The organism is Shewanella sp. BC20 (assembly GCF_003129585.1).
Taxonomy (GTDB): domain Bacteria; phylum Pseudomonadota; class Gammaproteobacteria; order Enterobacterales; family Shewanellaceae; genus Shewanella; species Shewanella seohaensis.
In genome coordinates this window covers 52,765-71,821 of record NZ_NHRI01000019.1, presented here as the reverse complement: position 1 = coordinate 71,821, position 19,057 = coordinate 52,765, and the positions used below count along the sequence as shown (strand labels likewise).

At 47.8% G+C, this 19,057-nt stretch carries 17 protein-coding genes; all 17 read right to left on the bottom strand.

All coding sequences use genetic code 11. From position 1 onward, the window contains the following. Positions 1-2: 2 nt before the first annotated feature. The 17 genes from astA to mutL all read right to left on the bottom strand — a co-directional run bounded on the left by astA (position 3) and on the right by mutL (position 19,051). Positions 3-1,022 carry an arginine N-succinyltransferase gene (gene astA / locus CBX96_RS17625; protein WP_109287566.1) on the bottom strand — a complete coding sequence of 340 codons (1,020 nt, stop codon included), beginning with the start codon at positions 1,020-1,022 and terminating at the stop codon, positions 3-5. Between the two features lie 127 nt (positions 1,023-1,149). After that, complete coding sequence (locus CBX96_RS17620) at positions 1,150-2,367, bottom strand: aspartate aminotransferase family protein (protein ID WP_011621411.1); 1,218 nt, start codon at positions 2,365-2,367, stop codon at positions 1,150-1,152. A 308-nt stretch (positions 2,368-2,675) separates the two neighbouring features. Then, positions 2,676-3,587 carry an alpha/beta hydrolase gene (locus CBX96_RS17615; protein WP_109287565.1) on the bottom strand — a complete coding sequence of 304 codons (912 nt, stop codon included), beginning with the start codon at positions 3,585-3,587 and terminating at the stop codon, positions 2,676-2,678. Positions 3,588-3,642: 55 nt separating this feature from the next. Continuing rightward, on the bottom strand, positions 3,643-4,788 hold the full coding sequence (locus CBX96_RS17610) for an HDOD domain-containing protein (RefSeq protein WP_011621409.1): 1,146 nt from the start codon (positions 4,786-4,788) through the stop codon (positions 3,643-3,645). A gap of 199 nt (positions 4,789-4,987) precedes the next feature. Further along, positions 4,988-7,468, bottom strand: a complete 2,481-nt coding sequence (locus CBX96_RS17605) for a prolyl oligopeptidase family serine peptidase (RefSeq protein ID WP_109287564.1) — start codon at positions 7,466-7,468, stop codon at positions 4,988-4,990. 175 nt (positions 7,469-7,643) lie between these two features. Beyond that, the gene (locus CBX96_RS17600) at positions 7,644-8,219 is read right to left on the bottom strand and encodes an aminodeoxychorismate/anthranilate synthase component II (protein ID WP_109287563.1); all 576 of its coding nucleotides are present in this window, start codon (positions 8,217-8,219) and stop codon (positions 7,644-7,646) included. Positions 8,220-8,375: 156 nt separating this feature from the next. Then, positions 8,376-8,813 (bottom strand): ClpXP protease specificity-enhancing factor, encoded by a 438-nt coding sequence (locus tag CBX96_RS17595; protein WP_011715796.1) that lies wholly within the window; start codon positions 8,811-8,813, stop codon positions 8,376-8,378. Then, positions 8,813-9,442 carry a stringent starvation protein SspA gene (gene sspA, locus CBX96_RS17590; protein WP_011715795.1) on the bottom strand — a complete coding sequence of 210 codons (630 nt, stop codon included), beginning with the start codon at positions 9,440-9,442 and terminating at the stop codon, positions 8,813-8,815. Before sspA ends, CBX96_RS17595 begins: the two co-directional genes overlap by 1 nt. A 96-nt stretch (positions 9,443-9,538) precedes the next feature. Beyond that, positions 9,539-10,237 (bottom strand): cytochrome c1, encoded by a 699-nt coding sequence (locus CBX96_RS17585; RefSeq protein ID WP_109287562.1) that lies wholly within the window; start codon positions 10,235-10,237, stop codon positions 9,539-9,541. After that, positions 10,237-11,451: a cytochrome bc complex cytochrome b subunit gene (locus CBX96_RS17580; RefSeq protein ID WP_011715793.1), complete on the bottom strand. Its 1,215-nt coding sequence runs from the start codon at positions 11,449-11,451 to the stop codon at positions 10,237-10,239. Before CBX96_RS17580 ends, CBX96_RS17585 begins: the two co-directional genes overlap by 1 nt. Next, positions 11,451-12,041 (bottom strand): ubiquinol-cytochrome c reductase iron-sulfur subunit, encoded by a 591-nt coding sequence (petA, locus tag CBX96_RS17575; RefSeq protein ID WP_011715792.1) that lies wholly within the window; start codon positions 12,039-12,041, stop codon positions 11,451-11,453. The genes CBX96_RS17580 and petA overlap by 1 nt, the downstream gene beginning before the upstream one ends. A gap of 368 nt (positions 12,042-12,409) precedes the next feature. Beyond that, entirely contained in the window at positions 12,410-13,303 is an 894-nt protein-coding gene (gene hflC / locus CBX96_RS17570) for a protease modulator HflC (RefSeq protein ID WP_109287561.1), read from the bottom strand. A gap of 3 nt (positions 13,304-13,306) precedes the next feature. Next, positions 13,307-14,452 carry an FtsH protease activity modulator HflK gene (gene hflK, locus CBX96_RS17565; RefSeq protein WP_011715790.1) on the bottom strand — a complete coding sequence of 382 codons (1,146 nt, stop codon included), beginning with the start codon at positions 14,450-14,452 and terminating at the stop codon, positions 13,307-13,309. A 36-nt stretch (positions 14,453-14,488) separates the two neighbouring features. Next, a complete protein-coding gene (gene hflX / locus CBX96_RS17560; RefSeq protein ID WP_086904174.1) occupies positions 14,489-15,796 on the bottom strand; it encodes a ribosome rescue GTPase HflX in 1,308 nt (435 codons plus the stop codon). Between the two features lie 24 nt (positions 15,797-15,820). After that, on the bottom strand, positions 15,821-16,093 hold the full coding sequence (gene hfq, locus CBX96_RS17555; protein WP_011070934.1) for an RNA chaperone Hfq: 273 nt from the start codon (positions 16,091-16,093) through the stop codon (positions 15,821-15,823). 92 nt (positions 16,094-16,185) lie between these two features. Continuing rightward, positions 16,186-17,112 carry a tRNA (adenosine(37)-N6)-dimethylallyltransferase MiaA gene (miaA, locus tag CBX96_RS17550; RefSeq protein ID WP_109287560.1) on the bottom strand — a complete coding sequence of 309 codons (927 nt, stop codon included), beginning with the start codon at positions 17,110-17,112 and terminating at the stop codon, positions 16,186-16,188. Beyond that, positions 17,105-19,051 (bottom strand): DNA mismatch repair endonuclease MutL, encoded by a 1,947-nt coding sequence (mutL, locus tag CBX96_RS17545; protein WP_109287559.1) that lies wholly within the window; start codon positions 19,049-19,051, stop codon positions 17,105-17,107. The genes miaA and mutL overlap by 8 nt, the downstream gene beginning before the upstream one ends. Between the last annotated feature and the right edge of the window lie 6 nt (positions 19,052-19,057).

Genomic DNA, 19,057 nt, shown 5'->3' with positions numbered 1-19,057 from the left:
TCCTACATTGCCAAAATACGGATCTGATCGCCTTTTGCGAGTAACAAACCCTCGGCGAGTTCTGGACTAATTACCACCTGCTCAGTTTTGTCATCGACAGCAAGACAAGCGGAGGTCGCACGGTAATTGGCTAATTGAGTGTTAGAGATAATAAATTGCTTATCGGATTCTGGCATATCACCAATTTCGACCGTCAGTAGACGGCTTTCACGCACAGCACGAATATCGGTTAAACAGCATTCGACCGTTGGGCCACCATCGAAAATATCCACATAACCGCGGCATCTAAAACCTTCGGCCTGCAGCAAGCTTAGGGCCGGACGCGTATTAGTGTGTACTTCGCCGATCACTTTTTGCGCTTCTTCAGGCAGCAGGCAAACATACACAGGGTTACGGGGCATCATCTCCGCCATAAAGGCTTTTTTACCTAAGCCAGACAGGTAGTCAGCTTGAATAAAATCAATGCCTAAGAAGTTTTTCTGTAACCAGCAGTAGAAGGGAGAATTGCCATCGGAATCACTCACGCCACGCATTTCGGCAATCACTGTCTCACCAAAGCGTTTAGCGTGCTGTGCCAAAAACAGAAAACGGCTGCGGGACAACATCCGGCCATTGTTCCCTTTGCGATAACCCTCACGCAAAAACAGGGTACAAAGCTCGGCGGCGCCAGTGTAATCGTGGCACAGGGTTAAGGTTTCCACCTCGTTGCGAACTTCGATTTGCTCAGAATGATAGACCTCGGTCCCGAGGCGATAGTGGTAGAAGGCATCTTCCATACCCACGGCGGCTTCAATGGCACAGGTACCGACCACTTCACGGGTCGCGGTATCCTCGAGCACCATCAAATAGCCTTCATCGAAGGGCTTATCTATCACCTTAACGAATGAGGCTTCTGCGCGGGCAATTTTATGCCTTAGCAAATCGGCATTGACTGGCAATGAGGTAAAGCCATGGCCAGATTCTTCGGCGATTTGATATAGAGATTCAAAATCGCCTGCCTGAATAGGACGTATGATTAACATCTTAGTGTCTCCTCACTTAAGCTTGCTGTGCAACAAGGCGCCTATCTTGAAAAAGACAGGATGGATGCACGCAAGTATTCCCTGACAAAAAAGGAGTGCGAATAAGATTCAGCACTCCTTTGGTCGCTTAGGCAGCAGCGATGCTCGCCACAGCACGCTCAAAACGTGCTAGGCCTTCTGCAATATCTGCCTCAGGGATCACCAGTGAAGGAGCAAAACGTACCACGTTAGCACCCGCCATCAGGCTCATTAAGCCTTCTGCAACAGACGCTACTAAAAAGTCACGTGAACGACCTTGGTACTGTTCGTTTAGAACCGCCCCTAACAGCAAGCCTTTACCGCGAATTTCAGAGAAAACATGATATTTTTCATTAATTTTGTTCAGACCATCGCGTAATAACTGCTCGCGATGTTTCACACCGTTCAAGACTTCTGGTGTGTTAACTACGTCTAATACCGCGTTACCGATAGCACAGGCTAATGGGTTACCACCGTAGGTTGAACCGTGAGTACCCACTTTCAGGTGCTCAGCAATTTCAGCGGTAGTCAGCATAGCTGCGATAGGGAAACCGCCGCCTAGCGCTTTAGCCGTGGTCAGGATATCCGGCACTATGTCGGTGCCCATGTAAGCGTAGAGTTCACCAGTACGGCCGACACCGGTTTGTACTTCGTCGAAAATCACCAGTGCGTTGTGCTTGTTGGCCAGTTCGCGAACCGCTTTTAAGAATGCAGGATCGGCATCGATAATACCGCCCTCACCCTGCAGTGGCTCAAGCATAATGGCGCAGGTTTTATCCGATACGGCCGCTTCTAATGCCGCAACATCGTTATAAGGTAAGTGGGTGATGCTTTGTGGTTTTGGACCAAAACCATCTGAATAAGCCGCTTGACCGCCAACGCTCACGGTGAAGAAAGTACGACCGTGGAAGGCTTTATCGAAGGCGATGATTTCATCTTTCTCTACGCCGAATTTTTCTAAGGCGTAACGACGGGCTAATTTCAGTGCCGCTTCGTTGGCTTCGGCGCCAGAGTTAGCAAAATACACACGCTCAGCAAACGTGCTGTTAACCAACTTAGTCGCAAGCTCAAGCGCTGGCTCGTTGGTCATCACGTTAGACAGGTGCCATAATTTTTCGCCTTGCGTTTTTAAGGCATTTACTAAGGCTGGATGACAGTGACCTAAGCAATTTACCGCGATACCGCCGGCAAAATCGATAAACTCGTTACCCTCTTGATCCCATACTCGGCTTCCTTCGCCACGTACAGGGATTACGGCAGCAGGCGCATAGTTAGGCACCATAACCGCATCAAACTGGGCACGATTCAACTTCATATCAACGCTCATTCTTCTTCATCCTTTGTTTAAATGTAACGGCCTCGGGAGCCGTCTGAGTCCCCAACGTATCTTTATCTTGAGTTAGTGATACAGGGTATGCTTGTGTCTATTAATAGCCATTATTAGCGAAATTGTGATCAAAATACCAGTTTTTCACAAACAACATTCGCCATGCTTTGGGTCAAAGTGCATAAAGATTGTAGTTTAAGAACTATACAAGCGTTTACGCCAGAGGCCTTTAGCATATTTAGTCAGAAAAAAAGTTATTTACCCCTATTTTTGCTAGCTATTCACTGAATATGAATAACTACACAATTTTAACGAATCAGTTGTGAAAGCACAAAATCTGCAATTTGTTCCCTCGCCTTAATCGCTTCTGGCAACAGATGGAACAGGGGAAAAACATGGGGCATGTTGTGATAAAAACGCGATTCTACCGCGCCACCACAGGCCTTAATTTGCATAACCAGTCGTTCTGAATCCTGTAAAAGCAACTCGCGCGTACCGGCAATCACTAAGAGTGGCGGCAAGTCAGCCAAGTTCCCCTGTAAAGGTGAAACCCGTTCAGACATAGGATTCGCCCCGGCAAGATAAGCGCCGCGCAGCCGCAAAAGCGACTCAATGGTAAAGAACGGATCGTCCGCCCCTAAAATCAGCTCGGTATCGCCAGTAATGGCTAAATCGAGTGCGGGTGACAACAATACACAGGCTTTAGGCATGGGCAGATGGCGTTTTTTCAGTTCGAGCAACAGACTCAAGGCTAAATTACCGCCGGCAGAATCACCCATCAACACCAGATTATCGCTGCCTTTCAACTCAATTAAGTGCAGATAAGCCTCGAGCACATCGTCACAGGGCGCTGGATACGGATGCTCCGGCGCTAAACGATAATCTGGGATAAACGTATCGAGGCGACAACGTTCACTGATATCGGCCACCAGTCTCGCGTGGGCATGGGGAGTTTTAAAACAAAATCCGCCGCCACGAATGTAAAACAGATTGCCCAAACGCGGCGTGTCATTCAGCAGCACATAATGCAACAGGGTAGAATGTTGCAAGGGAATCGAGGCCGTAACGAGTTTTTCAGGCCACGGCAACCAGCGCTTATCCAGCTCTAATAAGCGTTGTCGCACTTGATTTAGGGGGAGTTTAGCCTTACCTCGGCTAATGGATGGCCGTGCCACATAGGATAAAATAGTGTTTAATACAGATGCTTGCCAGCTTGGCATTTCCCGTCCTCCACATCAGTGCCGCAATAGGACACCGATGGGAACGGCGTGCAGATCACAGCAGATCCAACTTCCGATAATTCTGTGCTTTTAGGCGCAGCACTTCCTGTTCGCTCAGCTCGTAATAATCGAACATTAAGCGTTTTTCCTGCGGCTCGATTTGGCGCATCTCCTCGAGCAACAGCACCTTAGCATAACAATTCGCCCGTGCCACTATAGCGGCAGGCATCGAGAGTTCGCGGTAAGTTAAGGTTTGGTCTAGCTCCTTTAACAACAGGGTTAAGGGGCTATGCTCAAATTTCAGTAACTCTAATAGCTGCCAATTGAGTTTGTGCCCGTGAGCCAGCACTTGCTCAAATACCGCCTTAGCCGGAAACTCAGTGGCAATGACCGCATCATACACTTCTTTATCGCGACTCGAGCTGGCCTCACGGATCCAATTGCCCCAAGTTTTATCAAATAAACGCGCACTCAAGCTAAGCACAACCGAGGTGCCTAACTGATTCATTAATGCACCACTATAAACTAAGGCTGAGTCAGTATTATGAAGCTGCGCTAGCGCATTCGCTGCAATGCCGCTAACTATGCTGTAGCGCCACAGCTTACGGGTGGTCCAGAGTAACTTAGCGTTGCCACTGGGCAGCCAATTACGTAGGCAAAAATAAGGAATAATGGTGCGCAGGTTTTCGATGCCAATGTAATTCATCACTAATTTGATATCAGTAACGCGCACATCGGAACTTTGTGGGCGACGTGCCCGAAATGCAGGGCTATTGACCATATTGGTTAAATCGCGGCATAACCAGCTTAAATTACTGATTAAAGGTCTTAACCGCGTCGCATCTAGATTTTTGGCCAGTAAAAGCTCGAGCAACAGGATCTGTGACTCGTTAATCTCCGACTTAGCCAGCACTAACTCTGGGGATGCCAGTTGATGTTCAATGGCGTTATTGACCGTTTCGGTGAGTTGATTTGAGATGGCCTCAAAGACTTCACGGGCCTGAATTTGTTTGAGTAGCCGCGACAGAATCGCCTCTCGCTCGACATCGAGCTTATTGGCATCGGCTTCAAGCTCTCGGTCTAAATCATCCAATAAGGTAGGACCGGCCTTTTGCTTACCGAGAATAAGTTGCTGATAGAGCCTATGTTCTATCTCTATAATTTTGCCGGGTCTAACGCCGCCCGCTACCGATATCGCCACAGTTTATCTTTCCTATCTCGCCCGTGCTAAGTGGCGCGCATACGCTAAAATCGTTAAAAACATGACAATTTCAGCATATAGGTTAAATCTTGGCAATAAGCAAACCGCTTACTATTTTACAGTCCAGATTGGATTCACAGACGCTGAAATCCACACAACAAAAAGGCCTCATATTGAGGCCTTCATATTGTCACGAGATTTACTTAAGCTCTTGTTCAAAGAGCTTATAAATACGGCGATATTCGTCCAACCAGCTCGATGGCTGACGGAAACCATGGGGCTCAACCGGATAAATCGCGGTTTCGAACATAGGTTTTTCCAGCTCGATAAGGTGCTGCACCATGCGCACGCTATCTTGGAAGAACACGTTGTCATCCATCACGCCACTCATGATCAGTAATGGCTTAGTCAGACCTTGGGCATGCTCGATCGGCGAGCTACGCTCGTAAGCGATAGGGTCAACATCCGGTGTGTTTAAAATGTTGGAGGTGTATGGCGCATTGTAATGTGCCCAATCCGCCACAGGGCGCAGTGCAGCGCCTGCTTGGAATAATTCCGGCTCAGTAAACAAGGACATAAAGGTTAAGAAGCCGCCGTAAGAACCGCCATAGGTACCGACGCGCTTAATATCCACGTTGGCATTTTGGCCCATCCAAGTTACACCGTCTTTTAAGTCTTCAACTTCAGGGTGACCCATGTTGCGATAAATCGCTGTGCGCCAGTCGCGACCATAGCCTTTGGAACCACGGTAATCCATGTCCATCACCACATAACCTTGTTGAGTCAGTAGGTTGTGGAACATAAACTCACGGAAGTAACCACTGAAACCATAATCGGCATTCTGTAAGTAGCCCGCGCCATGGTTGAAGATAACGGCGGGGTATTTCTCGGCGCGGGATTTGTCGTAACCCTGCGGCAAATAAACCCGCGCATACACTTGGCCAGCGCCATGGTTAGAAGGTACGGCTACTACTTCGGGCGCTTGCCATGGATATTGCTTAAAGGCATCGCTGGTGTATGACGTGAGCTGTTTTAACTCACCGCCAATCGGTTGAACATACAGCTCATTCGGCGCTGTACGGCGAGACGCATTCAGCAGCAACTTAGTACCATCGGGGCTTAAGCTGTAATCTAAGTTACCGTCCCACTGAGTTAATTGCTCATTTTTGCCCGAGGCGATATTCACACGGTGAACATTGTAAATACCTGGGTGACTTTGGTTAGCCTTGTAGTAGATATAGTTTGCATCGGGCGAGAGAGTAATATCGCTCACCACAAACTTACCTTGAGTCAAAGCGCGGGGCTTTTCGCCACGAGCCTTGATATAAAGCTGGGAATAACCTGTTTCTTCAGAAAGATAGTACAGGGTGTCTGTTCCTGGTAACCAGCCAAATTGGTTATAGTCGTAGTTCACCCAGGCATCATCATGCAGGCGATGCTCGGTGATAAACTTGCCCTTTGTCAGATCGACGCTGGCAATCCAGCGGTCTTTGTTATCGGTCGCTTCGACCATCACCGCCAGCTTGTCCTCAGACTCATGCCATTGAATCGCGCTTTGATTCCAGCCCCAATCCTGCATCAGCTGGATTTTACGGGGAGCCTTAGTACTTTGATACGACTCACCTTTTGCCTTAGCGTTTTCACTCTTAACCTTAGCTAAAACGTCCTCATCGAAACCAGCTAAACCTTCGATAGTCACATCAATCTGTTTATGCTCATTGAGATCGAGTACCACAAAGCGTTGGCCAGGCGGCGTATCTTCTGCAACACGGGCGCGGACTGGCACAGGATCGATATAGCCTTCACTACCTAGGTAGTTTGGCATAATGTCGTGTTCACTGCTGCCGGTGTAATTTTTATCGGTTAGGGCCACAAACAAATAACGCCCGTCTGGCGACAGACTTAGCTCAGACACCACCTCGGCATCCCCTAGATACCAAGTGTTAGCCGCGAGGGTCGGATCGCTCTTTTGCAGCTCGTTCTTAAACTGTTCTTTGGCTTTGGCATTTTCTTGCTGCAACGCCACATATTGAATAAGTCTGTGCTGCTGCTTGGCTAAGTAGCTGCTTGGCTCTTTCACGCCCTCGGGCGCTTTCGCCATTTTGATTTCAGCCAGCTGTTCCACTAATCCACTGTCTTGATGGATCTGGAAAACATTATCCCCTTGCCAATAGGCGATATCGCCATTGTTAAGGTAACGCAGGCCACTGATGGCAGTGCGTTGACGGGTAAGCTGGGTGATTTTGCCAGAGCTTAAATGCTTAACAAAAATATTGCCTTGATAGAGATAGGCCTTGTTGGCCTTAGCACTGTCTAACACACCAAATTGTTGGTCCGCCGCGTGTAGTTTATCGATGGCCAGTTCAACGGCGCGGCTGTCATTAATGCCCTGCTGATAATAATTCCGTAGCGGCGATGCGCTGGGTTGACGGGCAAAGAAAACGCTCTGGCTGTCATCGCTCCAGTAAGCTTCCTTAGCGAAAATTCCCATCCAATCGGGGTTCGCCATAATTTGATTCAGCGTAAGGGGTTGTGAAACTTGGGGAGGCTGAGCTAAAGGGACTTGATAAACCTGTGCTGTGGTCGCGGGAGTCGCCGTTTCAGTTGAGGTGGCGGCGCAACTCGTCAATACCGCAACGGCTAACGCACTTAAACCCAAATTTCGCATTACGCTGTTCATTCGTCCTTCCTTTTATTGTTATCGCAATACTGCAAACGCAGCGGACTATTCCCACAACGCTCGCAGCTAGACGTAGTTTGGCGGCATTTATATCACACTTAGGCGACATGTTTGCTTAAAAGGAGGAGAAATCTTGTAACAAAGATTAGGGCTAAATGGGGCTTTGGGATTTAATTTAAACCGATTGCGACAAGAAGTTTGCCAACAATTCATGGCCTTGCTCAGTCAAAATTGACTCGGGGTGAAATTGCACACCAAAGAGTGGCAGCTGCTTATGACTCATGGCCATAATTTCGCGTCCATGGTTCGGGTCGTCAAACCAAGCATCTAACACAAATCCCTCAGGGACAGCATCGACCAACAATGAATGGTAGCGTGTTACAGTTAATGGTTGATTTAACCCTTTGAATAGGCGCTCGCCTGTATGGCCAATCGCACTGACTTTCCCATGCATCACTCGCTGCGCTCGCACAACCTTAGCACCAAACACCTGCGCCATGGCTTGATGCCCTAAACACACCCCCAGAATAGGTAAACGAGTGGCAAAATACTCAATCGCCGCGAGGGAAATCCCCGCTTCATTGGGCGAACAAGGCCCGGGAGAGATGACTAAATGGCTCGGTGCCAGCGCCTCGATTTCCGCTAAGCTGATTTCATCATTGCGTTTAACCACGATCTCTTGCCCTAACTGCTGAAAATACTGCACTAAGTTAAAGGTGAAAGAGTCGTAATTGTCGATCATTAGCAACATACAAAATCCATTGGCTCAAATGGTAAGTCGATGCATTCCACGGCTGAAATGTGGCGCAAATGCTACCACAGGCCTTTGCGCGGATTAAACCTTTATCCAATAAAAAAGCCAGTCAACAGACTGGCTTTCAAGAGTATAGAACAGGGCGTAATTAACCTATTTAACTAAGGTTAAATGACTGCGACGCTTAGGAGGCTCATCCGTAGGTTCGGTTGGCTTCTCGTTTGTCTCGATAACAGACAAAGTCGATTCGGCTTCCTCTTCGACTAAGTACGCGTCTTCAATATCGAAGACAGTCCCTGCACCATTTTCACGGGCGTAAATGGCCACAATCGAGGCCATTGGCAATAATACCTGTTGAGGTACACCACCAAAACGCGCATTGAACTCCACAAATTCATTACCAATTTGCAAATTGCCCACCGCGCTGGCCGCGATATTTAATACGATCTGGCCATCCTTCACGTACTGCTGTGGTACTTGGGTGCCTTTCACAAAGGCATCCACGACAACGTGAGGCGTTAATTGGTTGTCCATCAACCAATCGTAGTAAGCCCTGAGTAAATAAGGACGATTTGGAGTCAACGCTTTCATTACATTCCCATGCGCATTTCGCGTTCAGCTTCAGTCAACGAAGCTTTAAATGATTCACGCTCGAAAATACGTGTCATGTAGGCTTTGATGTCTTTCGCAACGCGGCTGTCTAACTCGATACCTAATACAGGTAAACGCCATAATAATGGGCCGAGGTAGCAATCCGCTAAACCGAATTCTTCGCTCATAAAGTAAGGCATTTCACCAAATACTGGTGCGATTGAAAGTAAACTTTCAGTCAGTTCTTTACGGGCCGCTTCGGCGCGATCGCCTTTGCGAATACGGTCAACGAGTGAGTACCAGTCAGTATCGATGCGGTGCATCATCAAACGGCTTTGGCCGCGAGATACTGGGTAAACAGGCATCAACGGTGGATGAGGGAAACGCTCATCCAAGTATTCCATGATGATACGTGATTCATACAGAACGAGCTCACGATCTAACAAGGTTGGCACTGAGTTATAAGGATTTACTTCAAGTAAATCTTCAGGCATTTCGTTTGGGTCGACCTGTAAAACATCAACAGTAACCCCTTTCTCAGCTAACACGATACGCACTTGATGGCTATACAGATCATCAGCACCTGAAAACAGTGTCATGACAGAGCGTTTGTTGGCAGCAACAGCCATTGATACCCTCCAGAGTCGAAATAAAACAAAAGTAAACGAGGGGCAAAGCCCCCCGTTTACACTATGCGGATACTATATTTTACCCGTTATTGGTGCCTAGTGTACATCTTTCCAGTACTCTTTCTTCAAGAGGTAGGCCACAATAAAGAAGATAAACAGGAATCCAAGTACCCACCAACCTAGCGCTTTACGCTCTAACTTAACAGGTTCAGCCGAATAGACTAAGAAGCCAGTGATATCACGAACTGCTTGGTCGTACTCTTCTGCATTTAACTTACCACCAGAGACCACAATAGTGCCATCTTCTTGCTTAACAGGTGTGCCTTGCAGTTCTTCAAGAACGTGTGGCATGCCCACAGATGGGAAGACAGTGTTGTTTACGCCGAATGGACGGCTTGGGTCTTTGTAGAAGCCTTTGAGGTATGAATACACCCAATCTTCGCCACGAACACGTGCTACTAAGGTTAAGTCTGGTGGAGTTGCACCGAACCACTTAGCCGCATCTTTGTGTGGAATCGCGTTTTGCATCAGCTCACCGATTTTGGCATCGGTAAACATATACTTGCTACGCATATCATCGGCAGAAATACCGATATCGTTCGCCACACGCTCATAGCGTTGATACTGAGTGCTGTGACAACCAGAGCAATAGTGTTGGAACATATCCAGACCACGCTCTAAAGAAGCCTTATCATGCAGATCAACATTGGCTTTTTCTAAATGTACATTGTGTCCACTCGCGGCCATTGCCAGCGTCGGGATCAATGTAACTAATGCAATCAGTAATTTTTTCATTAGTGTGTCAACCTCGCTGGAACAGGCTTAGTTTTCTCATTTTTGCTGTATAACCACAGTAATAAGAAGTAGCCGAAATACGTCACAGTGAAGATACGTGCAACAATAGTCAGCTCTGGTGTTGCAGGTACAGCGCCTAAGTAACCTAAGACGATGAACGATACAGCGAACTGAGCGATGTTCAACTTGTGCAGCGTGCTGCGGTAGCGAATTGACTTCACTTTACAACGGTCTAACCAAGGCAACACGAACAGTACTGCAATCGACAGACCCATCATTACCACACCGCCCAATTTATCGGGAACAGCACGTAAAATGGCGTAGAACGGAGTGAAGTACCATACAGGTGCAATGTGCTCTGGTGTCTTCATTGGGTTAGCCGCTTCAAAGTTTGGCTTCTCAAGGAAGTAACCGCCGCCTTCAGGGATGAAGAACAGTACGTAACAGAACACGATCAGGAAGCCCGCAACACCCATAATGTCTTTAACTGTGTAGTATGGGTGGAATGGAATACCATCAACTGGCCAGCCATTCTCGTCTTTGTTCTTCTTGATTTCGATACCGTCTGGGTTGTTTGAACCCACTTCGTGCAGAGCGATTAAGTGTAAGAACACTAAAACCACTAACACTAATGGCAGTGCGATAACGTGCAGAGCGAAGAAACGGTTCAGTGTCGCGCCAGAGATCACGTAGTCACCACGGATCCACAGGGTTAAGTCATCACCGATAACAGGGATAGCACCGAACAGAGAAATAATTACCTGCGCGCCCCAGTAAGACATTTGTCCCCATGGCAGCAAGTAACCCATAAAGGCCTCAGCCATCAGCACGAGGAAAATCAACATACCGAATAGCCACAGTAGTTCTCTAGGCTTTTGATATGAACCGTAAATCAGACCACGGAACATATGTAAGTAGATCACCACGAAGAATGCAGACGCACCAGTTGAGTGCATATAACGCAATAACCAGCCGTACTCTACGTCACGCATGATGTATTCAACAGAGGCGAACGCACCTTCTGCTGTTGGTACATAGTTCATGGTCAACCAGATACCCGTCAGTAATTGGTTAACCAATACCAACATGGCTAATGAACCGAAGAAGTACCAGAAGTTAAAGTTAGTTGGCGTCGCATACTGACCCACGTGACGGTTATAAGTCGCCGTCATTGGGATACGCGCATCGATCCAATTAATTAAATTCTTAACCATTACGCCACTCCTTTATCTACACCGATGATAACGGTGCCATCATCAACGTATTGATGTGGAGGGATAACTAGGTTCAATGGAGCTGGAACGCCTTGGAATACGCGGCCCGCCATATCGAACTTAGAACCATGACATGGACAGAAGAAACCAGAAGTCACGCCTTGAACTTGCTCACCAAATGAATCTGGTAAATAAGTTGGTGAACATCCTAGGTGGGTACAAATACCGACGGCAATAAAATACTCTGGCTTAATAGAACGCAGAGGATTTGTTGCATATTCAGGTTGTTGCATTTCTGCAGACGCTGGATCTCTTAGCTTATCGTCGTGTGTTGGCAGTTCATTAATCACTGCTTCTGTGCGACGGACAACCCATACAGGTTTTCCACGCCATTCAACACGGATCAGCTGACCTGGCTCAATTTTACTGATATTTACTTCTACCGGCGCACCTGCAGCTTTCGCCTTGGCACTCGGATTCCATGACTTGATGAAAGGAACCGCTACAGCGACGGCACCAGCACCACCTACTACGGCGGTTGCGGCTGTCAGGAATCTGCGACGTCCGGTATCGACTGGCGCATTGCTCATCCACTTATCTCCCAGAGGGTGTTGGAATTTTTGTTTTTCAAAGACTTTCTGCCCCCTAGTTATCACCATGGGCAAAAATCGAAGTTTGAAGCGGGGCTCATTATAGCTAAAAATTAGAAGCAGATCATAGTGAAAACACTCAACTAAGTTAGGGAGATTGCGTGTTTTTTATAAAATGGACAAAAAAAGTACTACTATTAAGCGATTTTAATCGTTTTGATATACTTTTTGAGCAAATGGACTGTGAGGTCGGCATAATCCATGCATCGCTAATATAACTCCAACTCCCATTTTGCAACTTTATATTTTCCTGCAGATAAAAAAATGGGCCCTGTTGTCAGGACCCATTTCAATACATTATTGATTGCTTACTTCTTAGGTGAAGTGCTCTTCATATATTTGAAGAACTCGCTATCTGGTTCTAACACCATCACATCAGAGTTACCGGAGAAACTCGCACGGTAAGCTTCTAAGCTACGTAAGAAGCTGAAGAACTCAGGATCTTTACTGTAAGCGTCAGAATAAATCTTCGCTGCTTGCGCATCACCTTCACCGCGGATAGTTAAGGCTTTACGCTCGGCTTCTGCAATCTTCACGGTCACGTTGGCATCAATCGTGGCGCGAATGATTTCAGACTGCTCTTTACCCTGTGCTCTGTGCTCTTTGGCAACAGCTTGACGCTCGGCACGCATACGTTGGTAAATACTGTTACTCACGTTTGCGGGTAGGTTGATTTGCTTCACACGAACGTCAACCACTTCAATACCTAGGTCTTTAGCGCTTTCAGAGGCGTTTTCTAACGCATCATTTTGCAGCTCATCGCGTTTACCAGAAACGATTTCCTTGATAGTGCGACGACCAAACTCGGTACGTAAGTCGTTGTTGATCTTACGTTGTAGTAAGGTCTCAGCATTCGACTTAATCCCGCCGTTAGTGGAGAGGTAGTATTTTTCGAAGTCGAAAATACGCCACTTCACATAGGAGTCGACCATCAAATCTTTTTTCTCAGAGGTGACGAAACGATCGGCCGCACCATCTAAGGTTTGGATACGCGCATCGAGTAACTTCACTTTATCGATCACAGGCACTTTAAAGTGTATGCCTGGGGCGAAAACGCGGGTCACTGGTTTGCCATCAACGTTGTCTTTAACGATTTCACCGAAACGCGCCACAATCGCACGCTCGCCTTCGTTAACGACCATCACAGATGACAGACCTATGCCTAATACGATGGCAATCAGAACAATACCTAATCTACCCATGGATTACTCCCTCCCTTGGCGAGCACGGTCCTCGCGAGAAGGGCGTCCACTCAAAGGCTCACCAATGCGAGTCGTTGACATAGATGAAGAATTGACGTTCTGCTGAGCCTTATGCTCAACCTCTGGCGTAGTCACAGGCTTCTCTTTCATTAACTTGTCTAAAGGCAAATACATTAAATTGCCATTGTTCTTGGCGTCGATAAGCACCTTGTTGGTATCTGTCATCACCTGCTGCATTGCATCGAGATACAAACGCTTGCGGGTCACTTCAGGTGCCGCTTGGTACTCAGGTAACAGCAACTCGAAACGAGCCACTTTACCGCGAGCTTCAAGAATTTCACGCTCTTTATAGGCATTCGCTTGTTGCGCCATACGCTCAACTTCACCGCGCGCTTTAGGCTCAACTTCACGAGCATAAGCTTCGGCTTCACGGATAAAGCGTTGTTCGTCTTCTTGCGCCGCAATCGCATCGTCGAAAGCATCTTTCACTTCTTCAGGTGGACGAGCTGGCAAAAAGTTAACGTCAACAATGGCTAAGCCTAATTTGTACGGCTCAATGATGCGCTCGAGTTCTTTCCAAGTATCGCGACGAATCGCATCACGACCTGTGGTCAGAATATCGTCCATCTTGTTGTGGCCAATGACATAACGCAGCGCACTGTCTGTGGCTTCACGTAAGCTGGCATTCGCATCAACGGCACTGAACAGATAAGAGTACGCATCTAAAATACGATACTGTACGTCCAACTCGACCTTCACGACGTTTTCATCTGAGGTCAACATGCTGCCAGAAGCAGGAATGGAGCGAACCGACTGCACATCAACGGGATAAATCTGGTCGATAAACGTAGCCTTCCAATGCAGACCAGGTCCCACCTCACCAATGTGCTGACCAAAACGCAGCGCAACACCACGCTCAGCTTCTTTAATGGTGTAAAAACCCGAGAGTCCCCAAACAACAAAAGCGATGGCAAGAATGATGATTAAGCTGAACGAACTAAAGCTCTGGCCTGATGAGCCATTGCCTTTGCCGCCAAAGCGTTTTGAAAGATTACGAAAAACCTCATCAAGGTCTGGTGGTCCTTTGTCGTTACCACCTTTATTTCCCCAAGGATCATTACCCTTGTTACCGGGCTCGTTCCAAGCCATTTAGCACTCCATAAGTGGATGAAATAAATTAGATTATTAACAAACAGCCTTTTCTGTCGACGGATCGAAGATAAAGGTTTCTAACTCACCCTGACTCTGTTTAGCTAATCGGCGCCAATCGGCATCCGATAAACGAACAGACAAAATACAGTTCCCCAGATCGTCGTACTCTTTCTGCTGTATCGCATCCAGTCGATAAAACTGGCCAAGATAATGTCCAGCAGTTGCCGGAATCTTAAGTGTAAACTCATGAATAACTTCACCAATCAACTCGGTGATCGCCTTCAGGAGCAGATCAAATCCCAAACGTTTTTGTGCCGAAAGCCAGACGCGTACCGGCTTACCGCGTTCATCGTATTCAATGCGCGGCGCGACATCTTCAAGCAGGTCGATTTTATTACAAACGACCAACTGCATCACTTCGGCTGCATCGATATCTTCGAGCACGTTTTGCACCTGCTCGAAGTTATCCGCCATGTTTTCATCAGCACAATCAACAATATGAAGCAGCAATTCCGCTTGACGCGTTTCCTGCAATGTTGCCTTAAACGCGGCAACCAGATCGTGTGGTAAATGGCGAATAAAACCTACAGTATCCGCTAAAATCACGGCACCGTCGGGCAGATCTAACTTTCTCAATGTGGGATCGAGTGTGGCAAATAGCTGGTCGGCTGCATAAACATCAGATGAGGTTAAGGCATTAAACAGCGTTGACTTGCCCGCGTTGGTATAACCCACTAATGAGACTGTTGGCATGTCACTACGCTTACGGGCGCGGCGACTCTGCTCACGTTGTTTATCAACACGCTCTAAGCGTTTATTGATATTTTTAATGCGGCCCCTGAGCAAACGTCTATCGGTTTCTAGCTGGGTTTCACCCGGACCACGTAAACCGATACCGCCTTTTTGGCGCTCAAGGTGAGTCCAACCACGCACAAGACGAGTTGACATGTGGCGCAATTGCGCTAGCTCCACCTGTAACTTACCTTCATGGGTCCGAGCACGTTGAGCGAAAATATCCAAGATCAGCGTGGTTCGGTCCAATACTCGGCACTGACACACCTGTTCAAGGTTTCGCTCTTGAGCAGGACTCAAGGCGTGATTGAAAATAACCACATTAGCCTCGGTTGCAGCCACTAATGCAGCTAACTCCTCGGCTTTACCAGAACCAATAAAAAACTTACGGTCTGGTGAGCGTCGACTTCCAGTAATGACCCCGACTGAGCGTGCTCCAGCTGATTCTACTAATAGCTGTAACTCGACTAAGTCTTCTCGGCGTTCCTCATCGGAAAAGTCGATATGGACAAGAACCGCTGTTTCTCCCGCCTCATAACGATCAAACAAGAAGCAAACTCCTCAAACTAAAACTTATTCGCCACTTGGCATATCGTCTTGCGCGCCATAACCGCCCTGGGCATTTTGATGGCCAGCAACGTTAAATGGACGAGCAGGTACTACGGTAGAAATAGCGTGTTTGTAAACCATTTGGCTCACTGTGTTTTTCAACAGAATGACAAACTGATCAAACGACTCTACCTGTCCTTGGAGTTTAATGCCGTTTACCAAGTAAATTGATACAGGAACGCGCTCGCGGCGTAGTGCGTTCAAAAATGGGTCTTGTAAAGATTGCCCCTTAGCCATTTTATTATTTCCTTTTTAATTTATATAAAAATAAATCGTTATCAGTGAAGTTTTTTGTTTAGTTTTAGTATTATACAGCAAGGGCTAATAAGCTAGCGGCATTGACGCATAAGTGTAACTAAATTCCCCTCAGCACCACTTTCAAGCCAATTCAACTCTGGCCAACTACGCAACCATGTTAATTGACGCTTAGCTAATTGCCTAGTAGCGGCAACGGCTTTTTCGACCATAGTATCATAGTCAAATTCACCATCGAGATACTGCCAACATTGTCGATATCCCACGCAACGCATTGAGGGCAAATCTAAATGTAGGTCACCTCTCGCTTTCAGCTGGGCGACTTCATCAATAAAACCTTGCTCTAACATTATCCGAAAACGCCGCCCGATTAACTCATGCAGCACTTTGCGCTCACGGGGCGCAATGGCAAATTGCACCACATCGTAGGGTAAAGGAGCCGACTTGGTTTGAGTTAACTCGGTCAGACTCTTACCGCTTATTCTATATACTTCTATCGCTCTTGAAAGCCTTTGTGGATCATTAGGATGAATTCTTTCTGCCGATACGGGATCTATCTCCCTTAATTGCTCGTGCAGTGCTTCCCATCCGTTTGCGTCCGCTTCGGCTTGGATATCGGCCCGAATCGCCTCATCGGCACTCGGTAGCGGCGATAATCCTTCTAAAAGCGCCTTAAAGTACATCATGGTCCCACCCACTAATACCGGGGTCTTGCCCATGCTAATAATCTGTTCAATCTCGCGCAGCGCATCGGCCCTAAAATCGGCGGCGGAGTAGCTCTCTGCCGGATCGCGGATGTCGATCAGTCGATGCGGACCTCGCGCTAATTCCTCGGCAGAGGGCTTAGCACTGCCAATGTCCATGCCACGATAGATCAATGCTGAATCAACCGAGATAATCTCGCAATTATGCTTTTCGGCTAATTCGAGTGCTAAAGCGGTTTTTCCGGACGCCGTTGGTCCCATCAAAAAAACCACTTTTGGCTGTAATTCTTTATTCAATTGCTTGCTCTTCTAGCCACGATTGCCAAGGTAAGGATACTGCTTTATTGGCAATTTGCTGTCTTTTCTCTTCAGTTAACTGGCAATAGGCCGCCCAAATATCCGGTGCCGAGGTAAATCCAGTCAAACTCTGCTCTGCCAGCCACACAGCCAATGCATTAGGTGCTGGCGCTTCAAAACGTAGCGATTGCAACCACTCGGGGATCACCTTCGCTAACTGGCTATCCCTGAGATATGGGGGCACTTTTTTAATTATCAACTGCTGATAGCGAATTGTTAGCTCTAATCCTAATTGCCGGATAAGTGTTTCATGTTCTTCGAGTAATGCCGGCCAATCCGTATCGGCGGCAATCGATACTGGCATCAATAAGGGCTGACCTATCAAACCAGTTGCCAGCTTTGTTTCAATCTCATGGCTACGGGTCGCTAACGCCACAGATTGAATCGGCAATAGACTCAGGTTTTGCCCCTGCGCTAATACCCAATATTGACCATTGAGTATGGCGGGCATTGCAAGCACGGGTTGATACGGCTTGTCCTGCACGCTATAGGATGGCGTTTGCAATAATTCGCCGTAACTGGCGATAGCCGCCTTAGAAGGAAGCTCCGCTCGGGCACCACTTTCCCCAGCCGAACCACTGCGTGACTCCCGCGGAACGGCCATACTGCCGTAGGCATTGCTTTGCACGCCAGAATACGGACGCGCGCTGGCATTATCCCGAGTACGCTCACCTAGCGGCGAATCGACCCGGCTTTCCCGTGACATTTCGGCGCGAGAAGTATCAACACGTGAAGCTTCATCCCAAGTTGAATGCTTTTTAGATTCAGGCGATTGCAGCTCGAAGGCATGATGCTCTGTTTGTGACTTCGCCTCAGATTCAGAGAGAGAGACCTCATCCCCAACCTGTGGCGAACTCGGCTCGAAAGGACGCTCAAAACCCAGCTCGCCCGCTTCTTCGAGCGCCGATTGCAGTGCCTGCAGAATATAATCATGCACATAACGGCTCTGATGAAAGCGCACTTCGTGTTTCGCCGGATGCACGTTCACATCAACCTGATGGGGATCGATATCCAGCATCAACACATAACCCGGCTGTTCGACCTCGGCTTTTTGGGCAAATGCTTGGCGAACCGCATGATTGACTAAACGGTCGCGCACTAAGCGGCCATTCACATAAAAGTAATGGGTGTCGGTTAACACCGTTGACCAAGGCGACTGTAAATAACCACTTAAACGTAGGTCGTCGTGTTGGCATTCGACCCGCAACGCCTCATCGGCAAATTGGCGTCCAGCAACCTGAGTCAATCGCTGCAAATACTGCGGCTCATTCATCGCCGGACGATAGTTACGTACGGTTTTGCCATTGTGGGTCAAGGTAAAGTGGATATCCCCACGCACTAACGCAATGCGTTTTAACCATTCATCAATATGGGTAAATTCGGTTTTATCGCTTTTAAGAAAACGTCTACGGGCGGGCGTATTAAAGAACAGATCAACAACTTCGATAGTTGAACCAACAGGATGCGCGGCCGGCATCACCTTAACCGCCATGTCGACGCCTTCGGCATAAGCCTGCCAGGCTTCCGTTTGCTCGGCCGTACGCGAGGTCAAGGTTAAGCGGGAAACTGAGCTAATACTCGCCAATGCCTCGCCGCGAAAACCAAAGCTGAGGATGGCTTCAAGGTCGTCAAGAGAGTGCAGTTTCGAGGTGGCATGGCGTGACAAGGCCAAGGCCAGCTCATCCTTTGGGATCCCCGAACCATTGTCGCGGATCTTAATCAGCTTGCTGCCGCCCTTATCGATTTCGATATCGATACGCGTCGCCCCTGCATCTAGGCTGTTCTCGACAAGTTCCTTCACCACAGAAGCCGGCCGTTCGACCACCTCTCCGGCGGCGATTTGGTTGGCTAGTTGCGGCGGAAGGATCTGGATCCCCATAGACTT